This window comes from Paenibacillus sp. UMB4589-SE434, assembly GCF_030226685.1.
In the GTDB taxonomy this organism is placed as follows: domain Bacteria; phylum Bacillota; class Bacilli; order Paenibacillales; family Paenibacillaceae; genus Paenibacillus_B.
Window position 1 is genome coordinate 499,083 of the sequence record NZ_JASOYK010000002.1, and the last position, 16,042, is coordinate 515,124.

General features: G+C 44.8%; 12 protein-coding genes. All 12 read left to right on the plus strand.

The genetic code is table 11. The features are described 5' to 3' along the window. The first annotated feature begins 70 nt into the window (after nucleotides 1-70). The 12 genes from QP775_RS12335 to argF all read left to right on the plus strand — a co-directional run bounded on the left by QP775_RS12335 (nucleotide 71) and on the right by argF (nucleotide 16,010). Nucleotides 71-1,144 (plus strand): tetratricopeptide repeat-containing glycosyltransferase, encoded by a 1,074-nt coding sequence (locus QP775_RS12335; RefSeq protein WP_285106353.1) that lies wholly within the window; start codon nucleotides 71-73, stop codon nucleotides 1,142-1,144. Nucleotides 1,145-1,154: 10 nt separating this feature from the next. Continuing rightward, on the plus strand, nucleotides 1,155-3,047 hold the full coding sequence (locus QP775_RS12340; RefSeq protein ID WP_285106355.1) for a tetratricopeptide repeat-containing glycosyltransferase family 2 protein: 1,893 nt from the start codon (nucleotides 1,155-1,157) through the stop codon (nucleotides 3,045-3,047). A 371-nt stretch (nucleotides 3,048-3,418) separates the two neighbouring features. Next, nucleotides 3,419-3,616: a cold shock domain-containing protein gene (locus QP775_RS12345; RefSeq protein WP_021257113.1), complete on the plus strand. Its 198-nt coding sequence runs from the start codon at nucleotides 3,419-3,421 to the stop codon at nucleotides 3,614-3,616. A 327-nt stretch (nucleotides 3,617-3,943) separates the two neighbouring features. Continuing rightward, nucleotides 3,944-4,489 carry a ribosome hibernation-promoting factor, HPF/YfiA family gene (gene hpf / locus QP775_RS12350; protein WP_239328783.1) on the plus strand — a complete coding sequence of 182 codons (546 nt, stop codon included), beginning with the start codon at nucleotides 3,944-3,946 and terminating at the stop codon, nucleotides 4,487-4,489. Nucleotides 4,490-4,807: 318 nt separating this feature from the next. Next, nucleotides 4,808-7,312 carry a preprotein translocase subunit SecA gene (gene secA, locus QP775_RS12355; protein ID WP_239328782.1) on the plus strand — a complete coding sequence of 835 codons (2,505 nt, stop codon included), beginning with the start codon at nucleotides 4,808-4,810 and terminating at the stop codon, nucleotides 7,310-7,312. A 184-nt stretch (nucleotides 7,313-7,496) separates the two neighbouring features. Beyond that, a protein-coding gene (gene prfB, locus QP775_RS12360) for a peptide chain release factor 2 (protein ID WP_239328781.1) occupies nucleotides 7,497-8,613 on the plus strand; the annotation gives its coding sequence in 2 pieces (ribosomal slippage) (nucleotides 7,497-7,568 and nucleotides 7,570-8,613; 1,116 coding nt in all). A gap of 290 nt (nucleotides 8,614-8,903) precedes the next feature. Further along, on the plus strand, nucleotides 8,904-9,797 hold the full coding sequence (locus tag QP775_RS12365) for a YitT family protein (RefSeq protein ID WP_285106362.1): 894 nt from the start codon (nucleotides 8,904-8,906) through the stop codon (nucleotides 9,795-9,797). Nucleotides 9,798-10,184: 387 nt separating this feature from the next. Continuing rightward, nucleotides 10,185-11,237, plus strand: a complete 1,053-nt coding sequence (gene argC / locus QP775_RS12370) for an N-acetyl-gamma-glutamyl-phosphate reductase (RefSeq protein WP_239328779.1) — start codon at nucleotides 10,185-10,187, stop codon at nucleotides 11,235-11,237. 106 nt (nucleotides 11,238-11,343) lie between these two features. Next, nucleotides 11,344-12,570, plus strand: coding sequence for a bifunctional glutamate N-acetyltransferase/amino-acid acetyltransferase ArgJ (argJ, locus tag QP775_RS12375; RefSeq protein WP_285106456.1), 1,227 nt, complete (start codon nucleotides 11,344-11,346; stop codon nucleotides 12,568-12,570). Between the two features lie 151 nt (nucleotides 12,571-12,721). After that, nucleotides 12,722-13,540, plus strand: coding sequence for an acetylglutamate kinase (gene argB, locus QP775_RS12380; protein WP_285106364.1), 819 nt, complete (start codon nucleotides 12,722-12,724; stop codon nucleotides 13,538-13,540). Between the two features lie 115 nt (nucleotides 13,541-13,655). Continuing rightward, on the plus strand, nucleotides 13,656-14,861 hold the full coding sequence (locus QP775_RS12385) for an acetylornithine transaminase (RefSeq protein WP_285106366.1): 1,206 nt from the start codon (nucleotides 13,656-13,658) through the stop codon (nucleotides 14,859-14,861). Between the two features lie 201 nt (nucleotides 14,862-15,062). Then, the gene (argF, locus tag QP775_RS12390; protein ID WP_239328776.1) at nucleotides 15,063-16,010 is read left to right on the plus strand and encodes an ornithine carbamoyltransferase; all 948 of its coding nucleotides are present in this window, start codon (nucleotides 15,063-15,065) and stop codon (nucleotides 16,008-16,010) included. The last annotated feature ends 32 nt before the right edge of the window (nucleotides 16,011-16,042 follow it).

The following is a 16,042-nucleotide window of genomic DNA, read 5'->3' on the forward strand; positions in this document are numbered from 1 at the left end:
AGGTGTTCATTAAGTGAACACCTGTTGTTTCCATAATTAAGGAGAGAATATGCTGGACATTTCCGTATGCATGATTGTTAAAAATGAGTCGAAACATATTAAGAATTGTATACTTTCAATTAAACAACAAGTAAAAGAAATTATTGTTGTTGATCATTATTCTACTGATTCAACGCTATCATTAGCAGTTGAATTAGGGGCAAAAGTTTATGAGCGTGATTGGAGTAATGATTTTGCAGAGGCAAGAAATTACGCAATAAGTCATGCTGAAGGTTCTGCAATTATGATAATGGATGCAGATGAAGAATTTGATTCTGATGTAAACTCACTGAGGCTAGCATTTGAAAGGATGCACAACAGAACGGGTGCTGCTGTCAGAGTCGGTATAAACAACATTTTGAATAATGGTACTTCATCTTTAACTTGGGTGACCCGCATGTTTCCAAATTGTTCTGAGTATCAGTATGTGGGGAGAATCCATGAACAGCTTCATTACAAACGGAATCCTCCGAGTTCGTTCGATTCAAATATTATGTTTAATCATTATGGATATCAAACAGATGAAGTTTCAAATAAGGATAAAGTAAACAGAAATCTTAATTTATTATTATTGGATTTAAATGAACAACCAGATAACCCTTATATATTATTTCAAATTGGAAGATGTCATGTACATTTGTTGAACTGGAACATGGCAAAACAGTATTTGAAGCATGCATGTAGTCTTTTATCTAAACCATATCCGATATTTGCAAGTTCGCTTTTGCTTGAGCTTGCGAAGTCTTTGATGAAATCTAATGATTGGGATGAACTGTTTGAAGTTATTAAATTGGGCCTCGAAATTTATCCGGATTATACCGATTTATATTATATGTACGGTGTTGCTTTAATTGAATCTCGCAATGTGCAATGGTTTTCACAAATACCAGCTGCTTTTGAAGCGTGTTTGCAACTAGGTGATTCTGATGGAAGGAAATTTGAAACCGTTCCCGGAGTTGGTTCTTATAGAGCAAATTTTAACTTGGGGTTGTATTACGAGATTATAGGCAAAAAGGAGCAGGCAGTAATGTACTATGAAAAAAGTTTGCAGCAGGGTTATGGAGAAGCACAACATAGATTAAGGCTGTTAACTAATTTGAAATGAGGAAAGTCAAATGAAAGTACCTACTATATCATTATGTATGATCGTAAAAGATGAAGAAAGATGCCTTGCAAGGTGCCTGGACAGTGTTAAAGAAGTTGTGCAGGAAATTATAATTATAGATACCGGTTCAAAGGATCGAACTGTGGAGATAGCAAAACATTATACTGATAAAGTTTATTCATTTGTATGGACAAATGATTTTGCTGAAGCGCGCAATTACGCACTTAGCTATGCCACCTGCGATTATATTTTACATTTGGATGCAGATGAATTTTTAGATGGTGAAGCTGATTTTCTTAAAGATGAGTTAAATAAGGACTACTATTTTCTAAGAATAAGAAATGATATTGGTTCAGGTATGGCTGAAGTACATCAGTTTGTAAGATTATTTAGAAATGCCCCAGAATTCAAATATGAGGGTGCGCTTCACGAGCAAATCAACATCATTAAACATAGTGATCGATCACACAGTTTCTTGGATGCCACGATTCATCACGATGGATATTTGGAACATATTGTACAAGATAAGGCTAAATCGAGCAGGAATATGAATATCATTAAGGAAGAAGTTCGTAAAAATCCGAATGCCTTTAATTACTATAATCTGGGAATGCAGCTTTCGAATGACAATCATCCTGAAGAAGCATTGAAAGCACTACAAAAGGCTTATGAATTAGGGAAGGAGTTCTCATATGCAGCTAGGATTTTGCTTTATATAATGAAGTGCTTGACTGACTTAAAGCGCCATGATGAAGCTATTCAGATAGGACGAGATAGCTCTATGCTATATCCGATGAAAGCTGATTTTCAGTTTAAACTGGGCTTGTTATATGAACATTACAATTACTTTGAAGATGCCATTCTATGTTTCCATAACTGTTTAGACATCGGTGAGGATAGAGAAATTATACAATTTAACCATATCGAGGGTACAGGGTCTTATTTAGCACATGGTAAGCTGGCTGAATTATATTTAAAAAGAGGCGACCATACTTCTGCTCAAAAACATGTTTTATTGGGTGCTCAAGAAGCGCCGGATTTAATTTTCCTAATTAAAATATTTGTAGATTTGCATCCAACTTTAACAGGAGTAGATTTCGTAGAGGCTCTGATTAAAATATGGCCTTTCACCAAGTCAGGTAGAGTTGAACAAATTATTGCAGCATTGTATAAATTACGCCACCCTGGAACAGTTGATTTGATTAAATGTTATAATGTAGAACCGCCTTCAACAGTTCGTGCTTGGCTTCATATTGTCGAAGGAAATTATGAGCAGGCTATGATGTTGCTATCCGATGCTCAGGAGATTGGCACAGAACTAAGAAGGGATCTTTTATTAATAAGCTTGCTCACCAGGGACGTAACTCTCATGAGGGAACATAAAGTAGTCTTTAACTTAAGAGACAAGGAATGGAAGTGGCTCCTAAAGGTCGTTACTGGCGTAGACAATAACCTGTCGACCATTTCAAATGAATTGGAAGAAATATGGTCGGAGTTATGTCAGGACCTAATGTCGATACAGAAGTATGATGAGGTTGAAAGACTGATATTAATAAATAGTAACCCGATACTTAGATACCACATGGCCTCACAATTATTTAAAAAGGGATTTTCTGAACTAGCAGTGGAGGTAATTGTAGAATCCCCTAATCGGCATGATAATACTAAGATTTACGCCCTTGTTGTACAGATATTAAAGAATTTGAACCATATTGAAGATGCCTTGCACTACGCTAAGTTAAATTATGAGCTTAATCGTGAGTTTGAGTATGCTTATGAAACTCTCCTTCTGCTGGTCGAGCAGAAAATGTATGACGAAGCTGATGTAGTTTTGTTACAAATGAAAGAGATGAATCCATCATCGGAATGGGTCCAAACGTATACTCTTGAAAAAGTATACTAATGAAGTCTTTATTTAAAACAATAATTTGAATACTAGAATAACATTACTCAGTGGCTTCTTTTCAATAAAATATGTGTACTTACTGAAGAGAAATAAGAGAAGTCTGCATATGCTAGGGATAAATTTTGTTGCAACGAAATAACGCGTATATATATTTTATTGAAGATGAGAATGTGTATAAAATGGTGTTCTTGCTTCGTGGTATATGAATAATTGATACAAGTTGTTTTCGATTTATAGTAGATACGAATATCCTCTACGGTTATAAGAAAAAAATCCCTTTTCTCATTGACACCGCTTCCACCCGGTGATATAGTCGATTTGTAGGGTACATTTACCTACGGATTTGAAGATGAAGGGATGATTTTAAGATGCAAGGTAAAGTGAAATGGTTTAACGCAGAGAAAGGTTACGGCTTTATCGAAACTGCAGAAGGAAACGACGTATTCGTTCACTTCTCCGCTATCCAAACTGATGGCTTCAAGACTTTGGAAGAAGGCCAATCTGTAGAATTCGATATCGTGGAAGGCGCACGCGGACCACAAGCAGCTAACGTAATCAAATTGTAATTATAACGGCGATTGCCGAATTATATATGATTCGATTAGCTAATTTAAACCCTCTGATTCGTCAGAGGGTTTTTTTAGTGTGTCTGAACCCGATTGATGGCCGTTATGAATCAGGTAAGTTATGAACAGGCAATAGTCTGCGAGCACTGATTTGCATACGTTGCAGCACGGTTTACATTCAGTCATTTTTTAACACTTTCGACTTCGTTTCAAAAGTACATTATATAGGTAATAATGTATACGCAAGTGTCGATGAATTGTAAACGTTATTTTGAATTCGACCCTTTGCCTATGTTATAATGAAGGTAAGCAAAGGAGGAGTGCACTATGAATTACAGCATTCGAGGTCAACAGATTGAAGTAACCGAAGCTCTTCGCGAATATGTGGAGAAGAAACTCAGCCGACTTGAACGCTATTTTGAAGCACCCGCTTCTGACGTAAGTGTAACTTTGAGTGTAACCCGCGATTTGCATAACGTAGAAGTCACGATTCCAATGCCAGGCTTGCTCTTGCGAGCGGAGGACCGCAGCAAGGACATGTACGCATCGATTGATTCGGTCGTCGATAAGCTAGAGCGTCAGATCCGCAAGCATAAGACCAAGGTGAACCGCAAGTTCCGTCAACGCGACGACAGCTTGAATCTGTTATTCAGAGAAGAGCCGTCAACGACAGTTGCTCATGAAGAAGAGGACATGCTCGAGCTTGTGCGGACGAAGCGCTTTACGTTGAAGCCGATGGATGTGGAAGAAGCGATCCTCCAGATGAATATGATTGGACACAGCTTCTTCGTATTCTCGAATGCGGACACGAAAGAAGTCAATGTTGTCTATCGCCGGGATGACGGACGATATGGCCTCATTGAACAGGGCTAAGCACAATGCAGCCTGCTGCTGGACAGGGGTAATAGGAACAAGATGTTTCCTTATTAGTTAACCTCTAACAGAGCCTGCATATCATACCAGTAATGAACTGAGCCTATTTCCACAACGGAATAGGCTCTTTTAACGTATAATAGAGTATAGATTGCTGTATATACGGAGGATAGTGACCATAACGGTTGCGACTCCTCTTTGAAACTGTTACAATTTATTGCAAAACGAGTCAACGGACAGGTTCTTTTTCTGAAGACCGCACGAGCAAGATGTGGCTATAGACAATAAATGATCTGATTTGCATGAAAGGGGTTAACCATGCTAGGACTTGTAAAGAAAATTTTCGGTGATACCAATGAACGCGAAGTGAAGCGTTTAATGAAAACAGTAGAGGTTATCAATGGCATGGAGCCGGATTTCGAGAAACTTTCGGATGAACAGCTTCGCGCCAAGACGGATGAATTCCGCGCTCGTCTGGAGAAGGGCGATACGTTGGAACAGTTGCTGCCTGAAGCATTTGCTACCGTACGCGAAGCATCCAAGCGTGTGCTTGGCAAGCGTCATTATGACGTTCAGTTGCTTGGGGGTATGGTGCTTCACGAAGGCAAGATTGCAGAGATGAAGACCGGGGAAGGTAAGACGCTTGTCGGAACCCTGTCGGTCTATTTAAATGCGCTTGCAGGCAAAGGTGTCCACGTGGTTACGGTCAATGATTATTTGGCAACACGTGACAGTGAAGAGATGGGGCAGATCTACAATTTCTTGGGTATGACTGTCGGTCTTAACTTGAACGGCATGGACCCAGACATGAAGCAAGAAGCTTATGCAGCAGATATCACATATGGTACAAACAATGAGTTCGGCTTTGATTACCTACGAGACAATATGGTGCTATATAAAGAACAAATGGTTCAGCGCCCGCTGTCTTATGCAATTATCGATGAAGTGGACTCTATTCTCGTTGACGAAGCGCGTACACCGTTAATCATTTCCGGTCAAGCTGCTAAGTCTACCGATATGTACTTTACCGCAGACCGCTTTATTAACCGATTGAGCGAGGATGATTACACAGTAGACGTGAAGACTCGCCAAGTAGCCTTGTCCGAAGCGGGTGTGGCGAAGGCTGAGAAGGCATTTAGCGTAGAGAACTTGTTTGACGTGAAGAACGTTACGTTGAATCACCATGTGCAGCAAGCTTTGCGTGCGCATATTATTATGCGACTAGACGTAGATTATGTCGTTAATGACGGTGAAGTTGTAATCGTCGACGAATTTACAGGTCGTATGATGGCTGGCCGCCGTTATAGCGATGGTCTGCATCAGGCAATCGAAGCGAAGGAAGGACTGGAAGTTCAGAACGAGAGCATGACGCTCGCAACGATTACGTTCCAGAACTACTTCCGTATGTATCGCAAGTTGGCTGGTATGACAGGTACGGCGAAGACAGAGGAAGAAGAGTTCAAGAGTATTTATGGTCTTGAAGTGTTGCAAATTCCAACGAACAAGCCGAATCAGCGTAAAGATATGCCGGATGTCGTCTATAAGACGGTGAATGGTAAGTTCCGCGCTGCGGTTGATGAGATCGTAGAGCGTCATAAGAAGAATCAGCCGATTCTTGTAGGTACGGTATCCATTGAGAATTCAGAACGCCTTTCGGATATGCTTCACAAGAAAGGCATCCAACATAAAGTGCTTAATGCCAAGTTCCATGCGGAGGAAGCGGAAATTATTTCACGTGCGGGCCAACCAGGCTCTGTAACGATCGCAACCAACATGGCTGGTCGTGGTACAGACATTTTGCTTGGAGAAGGCGTGCCTACAGTTGGCGGCCTTCATATTATCGGTACTGAGCGACATGAGAGCCGTCGTATTGATAACCAGCTTCGTGGTCGTGCAGGCCGTCAGGGCGACCCAGGTTCCTCTCAGTTCTATTTATCACTGGAAGATGAACTGATGCGCCGTTTTGGAGCAGACAACGTGTTGGGCATGATGGAGCGCCTTGGCTTTGATGAGGATTCCCCAATCGAATCCAAGCTGATCACACGTGCAGTAGAATCAGCCCAGAAGCGTGTTGAAGGCAACAACTTCGATCTTCGTAAAGTGGTTCTTCAATATGACGACGTGATGAATCAACAGCGTGAGATTATTTATCGCCAGCGCCGTGAAGTGTTGGAGTCAGATAACATCCGCCAAATCGTTATGGATATGCTGAAGCCTTGTATTGATCGGATCGTAGATGCTCATTGCAGTGAGGAAGAAGTGCCAGAGAACTGGGAATACGAAGAGGTTATCACTTATATGCAGCGCCACTTCCTGGAAGAGGGCACGCTAACAAGAGATGATCTGTGGGGCAAAGAGCAAGAAGAGCTTAAAGAGTTCTTATTTAATAAAGTTATGGATAAATATATTGAACGCGAGCAAGCGATGGGCGAAGAGCTCGTGCGCGAATTTGAGAAGGTTATCGTATTACGCGCTGTAGACTCCAAGTGGATGGATCATATCGACGCGATGGATCACCTTCGCCAAGGTATCCACCTTCGTGCGTACGGCGGTACCGATCCACTTCGTGAATACCAATTCGAAGGATATGAGATGTTTAATAGCATGATTGCATCTATTCAAGAAGAGGTATCCACTTACATCATGAAAGCTCAAGTAGAGCAGAACGTGGAACGTCAGGCTGTTGTCGAGGAGAGCAAGATGTCGACTAATGCAGAGCCTGCCGTAAAACGTCCAGTAACTAAGGACGACACGATCGGCCGTAACGATCCTTGTCCATGCGGCAGTGGCAAGAAGTATAAGCAATGCCACGGCAAGCAGTAATCGCGTCACGACACGTGATATAGGTACGTGCCAGCGCGTAGGAAGTGTGCCGTGCATACGATAGAACAACGGGCGCCCGAATCGGCGCCCGTTGTTCAGTGCTATTCGCCTTTATCTGGTACAGCCAGAGTAATCTGTCATCCCGGATAAAGGCCAATCATCATGGATACAGAGGTGACTGACGATGATCGATGCAAGCGTTCGACATCAGCTGCGTGAGCTCGCAGCTAAATTATTAAATCTTAGGGGGTCTCTTTGACTTAGACCTCAAGCTTGAACTCATAGCAGATTTTGAAGTGAAAATGGCTGCACCAGACTTCTGGGACGATAATGAGCGCGCTCAGGCGTTCATATCAGAAATGAATGCTGTCAAAGGCAGTGTAGACCAGTATCAAGTTCTTTTCCAAGAGCAGGAAGATATCGAGATGATGATGGAGCTTGCAGAGGAAGAAGACGACGAGGGCTTGGCTGGTGAAATAGAGGAAAGTATCAAGCAGTTGTTTGCCAAGGTAGAGAAGTTTGAACTCCAACTGCTTCTTAGTGAAGAATACGATAAATACAATGCGATTCTGGAACTGCACCCGGGAGCTGGTGGTACGGAGTCTCAAGACTGGGGCCAAATGCTGCTGCGTATGTATACACGATGGGCAGAAAAGCGAGGCTTTAAGGTTGAGGTGCTTGACTATTTACCAGGTGATGAAGCGGGTATTAAGAGTGTAACCTTATTGATTAAGGGCTACAACGCTTATGGTTATCTCAAGGCAGAGAAGGGCGTGCACCGCTTAGTGCGCATTTCGCCATTCGACTCTTCTGGCCGCCGGCATACCTCATTTGTATCGTGTGATGTCGTACCGGAGATTAATGACGACAGCGCTGTTGAGATCAGAACTGAGGACTTGAAGATTGATACGTACCGTGCGAGTGGTGCAGGTGGTCAGCATATCAATACGACGGATTCTGCCGTCCGGATTACCCATCTCCCGAGTGGAGTAGTTGTGACATGCCAGACAGAGCGCTCCCAGATCAAAAACCGTGAACGGGCAATGACGCTGCTTCGATCCAAGCTCGTAGAGAAGAAGATCGAAGAACAAGCCAAGCACTTGGCGGAAATTCGTGGTGAGCAGATGGAAATCGCATGGGGCAGCCAGATTCGTTCCTACGTGTTCCATCCATATAGTATGGTCAAAGACCACCGCACGTCGGTGGAAACCGGCAACGTCGGTGCCGTCATGGACGGGGACCTCGATGAGTTCATTGAATCGTACTTAAGATCGCGCATTCAACAACCTGCAGAACAATAAATATGGGGATTGAATGATGAACCTGCGCCGACGTTGTCGGGGCAGGTTTTTTGCTATACTTGAACGCTGTGCCTGAACAGAGTATGTGTATGCAGGCGTTGCGTATACTAAGGGGCAGTTGCGGGAAGTTAGGAACTGGTCAGCATGAGAGAGCATCAGCAAATTTCTCAGTTGCTATTTACGTTGATCAACGTGCAACATGATCTAATCTGTCTATTTTATTAGCCTAAGCCTATTTTTCTAATATATAACCATACTGCTGTGAGTGAGAACTGAAAAGGAGAGATTACATGTCATCCCCATCCCTTACCAAAAAGCCGCGGCGTGGCCCGCTGCTGCCAGCTAGCCATCCGGCACGAACCGTGCTGGAGTACGCTCTAATACTGATTGGTGCCTTTATTATGGCAATTACGTTTAACATGCTTCAGCTACCGAACAAAATTGCTTCCGGAGGGATTTCGGGTCTGTCGATCGTTCTGGAGGACGTGCTGGGCTGGAAACCGGCCATTACACAATATGCATTTAATATTCCGTTATTCATTCTAGGCGTTTCTCTGTTAGGAAAGCGCTACGGCATCCGCACGTTAGTTGGTTCTATTGCACTGCCATCCTTTGTATACCTTACGTCTGGTCTTCCTGCAGGTACACATAATCCGCTGCTTGCCGCAATATTTGGCGGAATTGGTATTGGACTTGGACTTGGTATCGTTTTTCGGGGCAGAGGGTCTACAGGTGGGAATGCGATTACGGCTCAATTGATTCATACCTTTCTTGGGATCGGCCTTCCGCTAGCCGTTGCCATATGCGACGGCATAGTCATTTTGCTTGCAGGTGTGCTGTTATCGTTTGAAGATGCGATGTATGCCCTAATCGGTTTATTTGTCATGAGTAAGACATTGGATGTCGTACAGATAGGATTTGGTTATACAAAAGTAGCCTTTATTATTACGGAGAAGACGGAGGAGATGTGTGAGGCCGTTCTGAACGACCTGGATCGTGGTCTCACCAAGCTTCATGGTGAAGGTGGATATACGGGCGACCGTCGCCTCGTATTAATGGTCGTAGTCGGGCAAACTGAGATTGTTAAGCTTAAAAATATCGTCCGAGCAGTGGACTCACATGCTTTTGTTATTATAAGTGATACGAACGAAGTGCTGGGTGAGGGATTCAAAATACATTCTTAATTAGTTGATAAGTTGAATATAGACTACGATGTCAATCCTTATGTAGGAAGCTTATTGTTGACGAATCACACCCGTAAAATTTGCAGCGGAAAGCATTCAGCTCCTAGTTGGCACAACGCTGTGTGAGGTAGTACTCATTCCTCTTATGCAATTTAGTTATACAAGCTTATGCATAAATTCATGAATAATAGTAGGGCGCGATTAATATCCGCATTGCTGCTTTTTATAAAGCTGCATTGCGGATATTTTTTTGGTAAAGGTGTTGTATTATTATAAATAGAGTCGTATAATGATACATATTTATTCATCAGGTAACGATTGCCTATAGATGGAGCGGACGTTAGTGAACATCAGTCTTTTATTTGATTGTGAAGGAGATTAGGTTACATGTCACAAGCACGTTTAAAAGTTGCTATTGTAGGGTCAACCGGGTATGGCGGCGTTGAATTAATACGATTTCTGTTACATCATCCATTAGTGGAGATCACGTCTGTCATATCGGCCTCGAGCTCTGGAACGGCTTTGGCAGACGGGTATCCGCATTTGAATCAGATCATGTGTAATACATTGGATGGCGTTGATATAGAACTTATGAGGCAGAAAGCAGATGTTGTCTTTACTGCAACACCTACAGGAGTAAGTGCCAAGCTAGTGCCGCAGCTGCTGCAAGCTGGCTTGAAAGTAATTGACTTGTCTGGCGATTTTCGGTTGAAGAATAGTGCGGAATACGAGAAATGGTATAAGCATGAAGCCGTTGATGTCGACACGCTGGAGCAAGCAGTGTATGGACTGTGCGAGTGGTACGGTGAAGAGGTCCGGGGCAAGTCCTTCATTTCTAATCCAGGTTGTTATGCAACAGCAGCATTGCTCGGCTTGACACCCGCGCTGCAAGCCAATTGGCTGGAGCCCGATTCGATCATCATCGATGCAAAATCAGGTATCTCCGGTGCAGGTAGAGGCACAAGTCTAACGGTGCACTACTCGGAGATTAATGAGAACTTTAAGGCTTACAAGATAAATACACACCAGCATACACCAGAGATCGAACAGGTGCTAACGAATATTTATGGCAAGCCTGTAACGGTTACATTCACGCCGCATTTGACACCTATGACACGCGGCATTATGTGTACGATGTATGCCAAGCTAAATGGAAGATATACGAATCGTGATTTTGTTCAATTGTATAGTGAGCTGTATGAGGGGCGTCAGTTTGTAAGAGTTCGTCCTGCCGGCCAGTGGCCAGCTACTAAGGAAGTGTACGGCTCCAACTTCTGCGATATCGGCTTTGCGGTAGATGAACGAACACAGCGTGTGACCATTGTATCGGTCATTGATAATGTGGTAAAAGGCGCAGCTGGTCAAGCGATACAGAACCTGAACTTAATGATGGGCTGGGATGAAACGACAGGCTTGTTCTATGCTCCAGTATACCCATAAATAGCTGTTTTTAATAGAGTCAGATTTAAAAATGAAAGGCGAGGGATGCCTGATGACGATTCAAACGACAACGGCCAGTTGTTTTACTACAGAACTGGAAGAGGATATGGACAGTTTGCCGTTTCAAATTATTGACGGTTCGGTAACCACTCCAGCAGGGTTCCGTGCCGGTGGGCTTCATTGCGGCTTAAAGAAGACGTCCCGCAATGATCTTGGTGCGATCGTCTGTGACGTGCCGGCTGCTGCAGCTGCTGTGTACACGTTGAACGCCTTCCAAGCGGCACCGCTTGGTGTTACACGTGCCAGCCTGGCAGAGGTGGGCAGGCTGCAGGCAGTCATTGTAAACAGCGGCAATGCCAACGCGTGCACGGGCAAGCAAGGTGAAGCTGATGCCTACCGAATGCGCAGCGCTATGGCGGAGCAGATTGGCGTTGAACCCCATTATGTAGCGGTAGCCTCAACAGGGGTTATTGGCGAGAATCTGAAGATGGATTGCGTCGAAATGGGCATTGCATCCATCGGGGATCAGCTAACAGCAGCACGAGACGGAGCTGAACAGTTCAGTCAGGCTATACTGACGACTGATCTGGTTAAAAAGGAAGCTTGCGTTCAACTTCGCATTAACGGTGAGATCGTTACGATTGCCGGAACAGCAAAAGGGTCCGGTATGATTCATCCAAACATGGCAACGATGCTGGGGTTTGTGACAACAGATGCGAACATTGAGCCCGCAGTACTGCACGCACTGCTTAAACAGACAACTAACGATACATTTAATATGATCACGGTTGACGGAGATACGAGCACTAACGATATGCTGCTCGCTATGGCAAGCGGCTGCGCGGTCCATGAAGCGTTAACGGAGCAGCATGAGGCGTGGCCTGCTTACCAGGCCGCATTCAAATATGTTTGTACGGTGCTGGCGAAGGCAATTGCCCGTGATGGAGAAGGGGCGACCAAGCTGATTGAGGTACGAATAAAGGGAGCTTCTTCCGACGACTCCGCGAAAAAGATCGCAAAGTCTATTGTAGGCTCAAGCCTCGTGAAGTCTGCGGTATTTGGCGCTGATGCAAACTGGGGACGTGTTATTGCTGCAGTAGGTTACTCAGGCGAGCAGGTACGAACGGATGCGGTTGATATTTATTTGGGATCGATTCCCGTGTTGCTGGAATCTACACCTGTGAAATTTGACGAAGACGCGGCGCTTGAATATTTAAAGGAGGATACGATAGTATTCACCGTTAATCTCCATATGGAAGAAGGAAAAGCCACAGCATGGGGCTGTGACCTGACTTACGATTATGTACGCATTAATGCAGCTTATCGAACCTAGAGCAAAAGCAATTGATGCAAAAAAAGGTAGGTCGCAAAAGTTTGTGGGATAGAACTAAATTTGAACCTCAGACATGTGGAAAGAGAGCTGGTTTACCCCAGTGGATATTCTTGTTGGTTGATAAAGCTTGCAAGAGAAGGAGGAGATACGGATGAATGCAGCACGATTTGTTATGAAATGCGGTGGGAGTACGTTGGCTGACTTGCCGGATTCTTTCTATGAGCAGTTGCGGGATATACAGCTTGAAGGAACGGTGCCGATTATTGTACATGGCGGTGGGCCTGCAATCTCGGATACGCTGCAGAAGCTTGGTATCGAAACGGAGTTCGTCAACGGACTTCGCAAGACAAGTGAAGAAGTGCTGGACGTCGTTGAAATGGTACTCGCAGGCGGCATGAACAAACAGATTGTGCGTCGCCTTCACCGTGTCGGAGCCTCTGCCATCGGGTTGTCTGGGACTGATGGGCAGCTAATTACGGCGCAACCAGTGGCTCAAACTGATGAGATTGGATTTGTTGGGGATGTTGTTGGTATAGATGCAAGCTTAATCGAAGGTGTGCTCAACATGGGGTATATGCCTGTCATCGCTCCGATTGGCATAGATGGAACGGGTCAGCGTTACAACATTAATGCAGATACGGCGGCAGGTGCAGTGGCTGCTCACCTGGGAGTAGAGCGTCTGCTAGTTATTACAGACGTACCCGGAATTATGAAGGTTGTAGATGATGAGAAGGTTGTTCTGCCTGTTGTGTCAACAGAACAGATTGAAGCAATGATTACAGGCGGTGACATTTACGGTGGTATGATTCCAAAGGTACGAGCTGCAATGAAGTGCTTGGATGGTGGTGTATCGGAGGTTGTTATCGCACAAGGTTCTGAGCCGAATGTGTTGAAGCGGCTTGCAGCAGGTGAAGCGATCGGTACTCGTATTGTACGCGCAACCGTACATACGGCGAGTTCACGACGATGAGATTGAAGTGAATCCATTTTAAGAACTTATGTACTTGATGTGAGGCTTAAAGGAAGTAATGCCGCTAAGGGCAGCATGTAAAGCGATGATAGATGATGAATGGAGATGAATCATAATGTCAACTTCAATTAACTATACAGCAGCCGAAGAAAGTGCGCTGTTTCCGACGTATGCACGTTATCCGATCGCTTTGGTCAAGGGTGAGGGCAGTCGTTTATGGGATGACGCTGGAAAATGTTATTTGGACTTTATGAGTGGCTTGGCCGTGACGAATCTAGGGCATGCACCAGCGCAAGTAAAGGCGAAGATCGTAGCACAACTGGATACGTTGTGGCATGTATCGAACCTGTTTCATATTCCTCAGCAGGAAGAGGCTGCGGCATTGCTGGTGAAGCACAGCTGTGCGGATGCTGTATTTTTCTGCAACAGCGGCGCAGAGGCCAATGAAGCGGCGATTAAGCTAGCTCGTCGTTACCAACAAAATATAGCTGGCACGGGACGGTATGAGATTATCACGTTTCACCAATCGTTCCATGGTCGGACACTCGCAACTTTGACTGCAACGGGGCAGGATAAGGTTAAGGATGGATTTGCGCCATTACCTGAGGGCTTTAGCTATGTACCGCTGAATGATATTGAAGCGCTCCGTGGTGCAATTAGCGATAAGACAGGGGCCATCATGCTGGAAATCGTCCAAGCGGAGGGCGGAATTAACTTGCTGCAGCCTGAATTTGCAGCGGAAGTTGAGACGCTGTGCAAGGAGCAGGGTCTGCTGCTGATCATTGATGAAGTGCAGACAGGAATGGGGCGGACAGGGCGGATGTTCGCGCACGAGCATTATGGCCTGCAGCCTGATATTTTCACTTTGGCAAAAGGACTGGGAAGCGGCTTCCCAGTGGGGGCGATGCTTGCCAAGGGATATTTGCGAGAAGCTTTTGGACCAGGAAGCCATGCTTCAACCTTCGGTGGCACACCATTGTCGATGTCTGCTGTAATCGGAACGCTCGAAACACATATCAGCGAGCAAATAGCAGCTCGCGTGGCTGATACTGGAACGTATCTCATGGCACAGCTGCACGATAAGATCGGCTCTTTGCCAATTGTCAAAGAGATTCGTGGTATAGGACTGCTTATCGGTATTGAATGCCACATTCCTGTGCAAGGGATGCTGGCGGAGGCTCAGCAAGCAGGCTTGCTGTTTGTCTCTGCAGGACCTAACGTCATTCGTCTGCTGCCTAATCTGCTTGTAACCAAAGAAGAGATTGAGGAAGCGATAAGCATACTTCAGCCTATTTTACAGGCAGCATCGGTGACAGTGTAGTCGGATGTAATAATCATCCGGTTCCTGAACATCAAGGCCTTGGCCGTCTGAACTAATAACTTCTTAATACATGATTAACATGCGGTAGAGCCTTCATGGAATGGAACTGCTGCATGTTAATCGACGGATACGATATGAATCGTAATGGACGCGTCCATTGAGCAATAGAGCTAACATTCAAACACGGAGGTGGCGGTCTACATGACGAATACGCAATTAGATATGAGGGGGCGTGACTTTGTCGCGCTTGCAGATTATACGCAAGAGGAGTTATACGCGCTGATGCACTATGGTATAGAGTTGAAGCGCAAGCAGAAAGCAGGAGATCCAGAACAGGCATTAAGAGGGAAATCGCTAGCGATGATCTTTGAAAAGTCTTCGACCCGTACTCGTGTGTCTTTTGAAGTTGGGATGTTTCAATTAGGGGGCACTGCCTTATTTCTCAGCAAAAATGACATTCAAATCGGACGCGGAGAGACGATATACGATACGGCACAGACACTGTCGCGTTATGTCGATGGTATTATGATTCGTACCTTTGCTCACCGTACTGTCATTGACTTGGCACGAGCAGCGACTGTACCTGTCATTAATGGATTATCGGATCTTAATCATCCCTGCCAGGCGCTGGCTGACTATATGACGATTTACGAGAAAAAGGGCAAGTTGGAAGGGTTAAAGGTGGCTTATGTCGGTGACGGCAACAATATGGCGCATTCTCTTATTATGGGAGCGTCGAAGTTTGGTATAAATATTACGGTTGCCACGCCTAACAATTATGCGCCAGATGCTGATGTAGTGAAACAAGCGCAAGAGCAGGGCAAACTGTATGGTTCAACAATCACCTTGACTAATGATCCTCGTGAAGCAGTGGCTGATGCTGATGTGGTGTATACAGATGTGTGGGCCAGCATGGGCTTTGAATCCGAGCAGCAGAAGCGTGAACTTGCGTTCCGTGACTTCCAGGTGGATGAGGAACTCGTGAAGTGGGCGAAGTCAGACTATTTGTTTATGCATTGTCTGCCTGCACACCGTGGCGAGGAAGTTAGTGAAGGTGTAATTGATGGAAACCGTTCCATTGTGTTTGATCAGGCGGAGAATCGTCTGCATGCACAGAAAGCTGTGCTGGCTTCCCTTATGCGTGACTAGACGATTAAAGAGGACATGACGACGTAATGTTA

Bases quoted from the DNA above. Each gene is read 5' to 3' on its own strand.
- argJ (WP_285106456.1), top strand. From the start codon at position 11,344: ATGGACAGTTTGCCGTTTCAAATTATTGACGGTTCGGTAACCACTCCA.
- hpf (WP_239328783.1), top strand. From the start codon at position 3,944: ATGAATTACAGCATTCGAGGTCAACAGATTGAAGTAACCGAAGCTCTT.
- QP775_RS12335 (WP_285106353.1), top strand. From the start codon at position 71: ATGATTGTTAAAAATGAGTCGAAACATATTAAGAATTGTATACTTTCA.
- argC (WP_239328779.1), top strand. From the start codon at position 10,185: ATGTCACAAGCACGTTTAAAAGTTGCTATTGTAGGGTCAACCGGGTAT.
- argF (WP_239328776.1), top strand. From the start codon at position 15,063: ATGACGAATACGCAATTAGATATGAGGGGGCGTGACTTTGTCGCGCTT.
- QP775_RS12345 (WP_021257113.1), top strand. From the start codon at position 3,419: ATGCAAGGTAAAGTGAAATGGTTTAACGCAGAGAAAGGTTACGGCTTT.
- QP775_RS12365 (WP_285106362.1), top strand. From the start codon at position 8,904: ATGTCATCCCCATCCCTTACCAAAAAGCCGCGGCGTGGCCCGCTGCTG.
- QP775_RS12385 (WP_285106366.1), top strand. From the start codon at position 13,656: ATGTCAACTTCAATTAACTATACAGCAGCCGAAGAAAGTGCGCTGTTT.
- secA (WP_239328782.1), top strand. From the start codon at position 4,808: ATGCTAGGACTTGTAAAGAAAATTTTCGGTGATACCAATGAACGCGAA.
- QP775_RS12340 (WP_285106355.1), top strand. From the start codon at position 1,155: ATGAAAGTACCTACTATATCATTATGTATGATCGTAAAAGATGAAGAA.
- argB (WP_285106364.1), top strand. From the start codon at position 12,722: ATGAATGCAGCACGATTTGTTATGAAATGCGGTGGGAGTACGTTGGCT.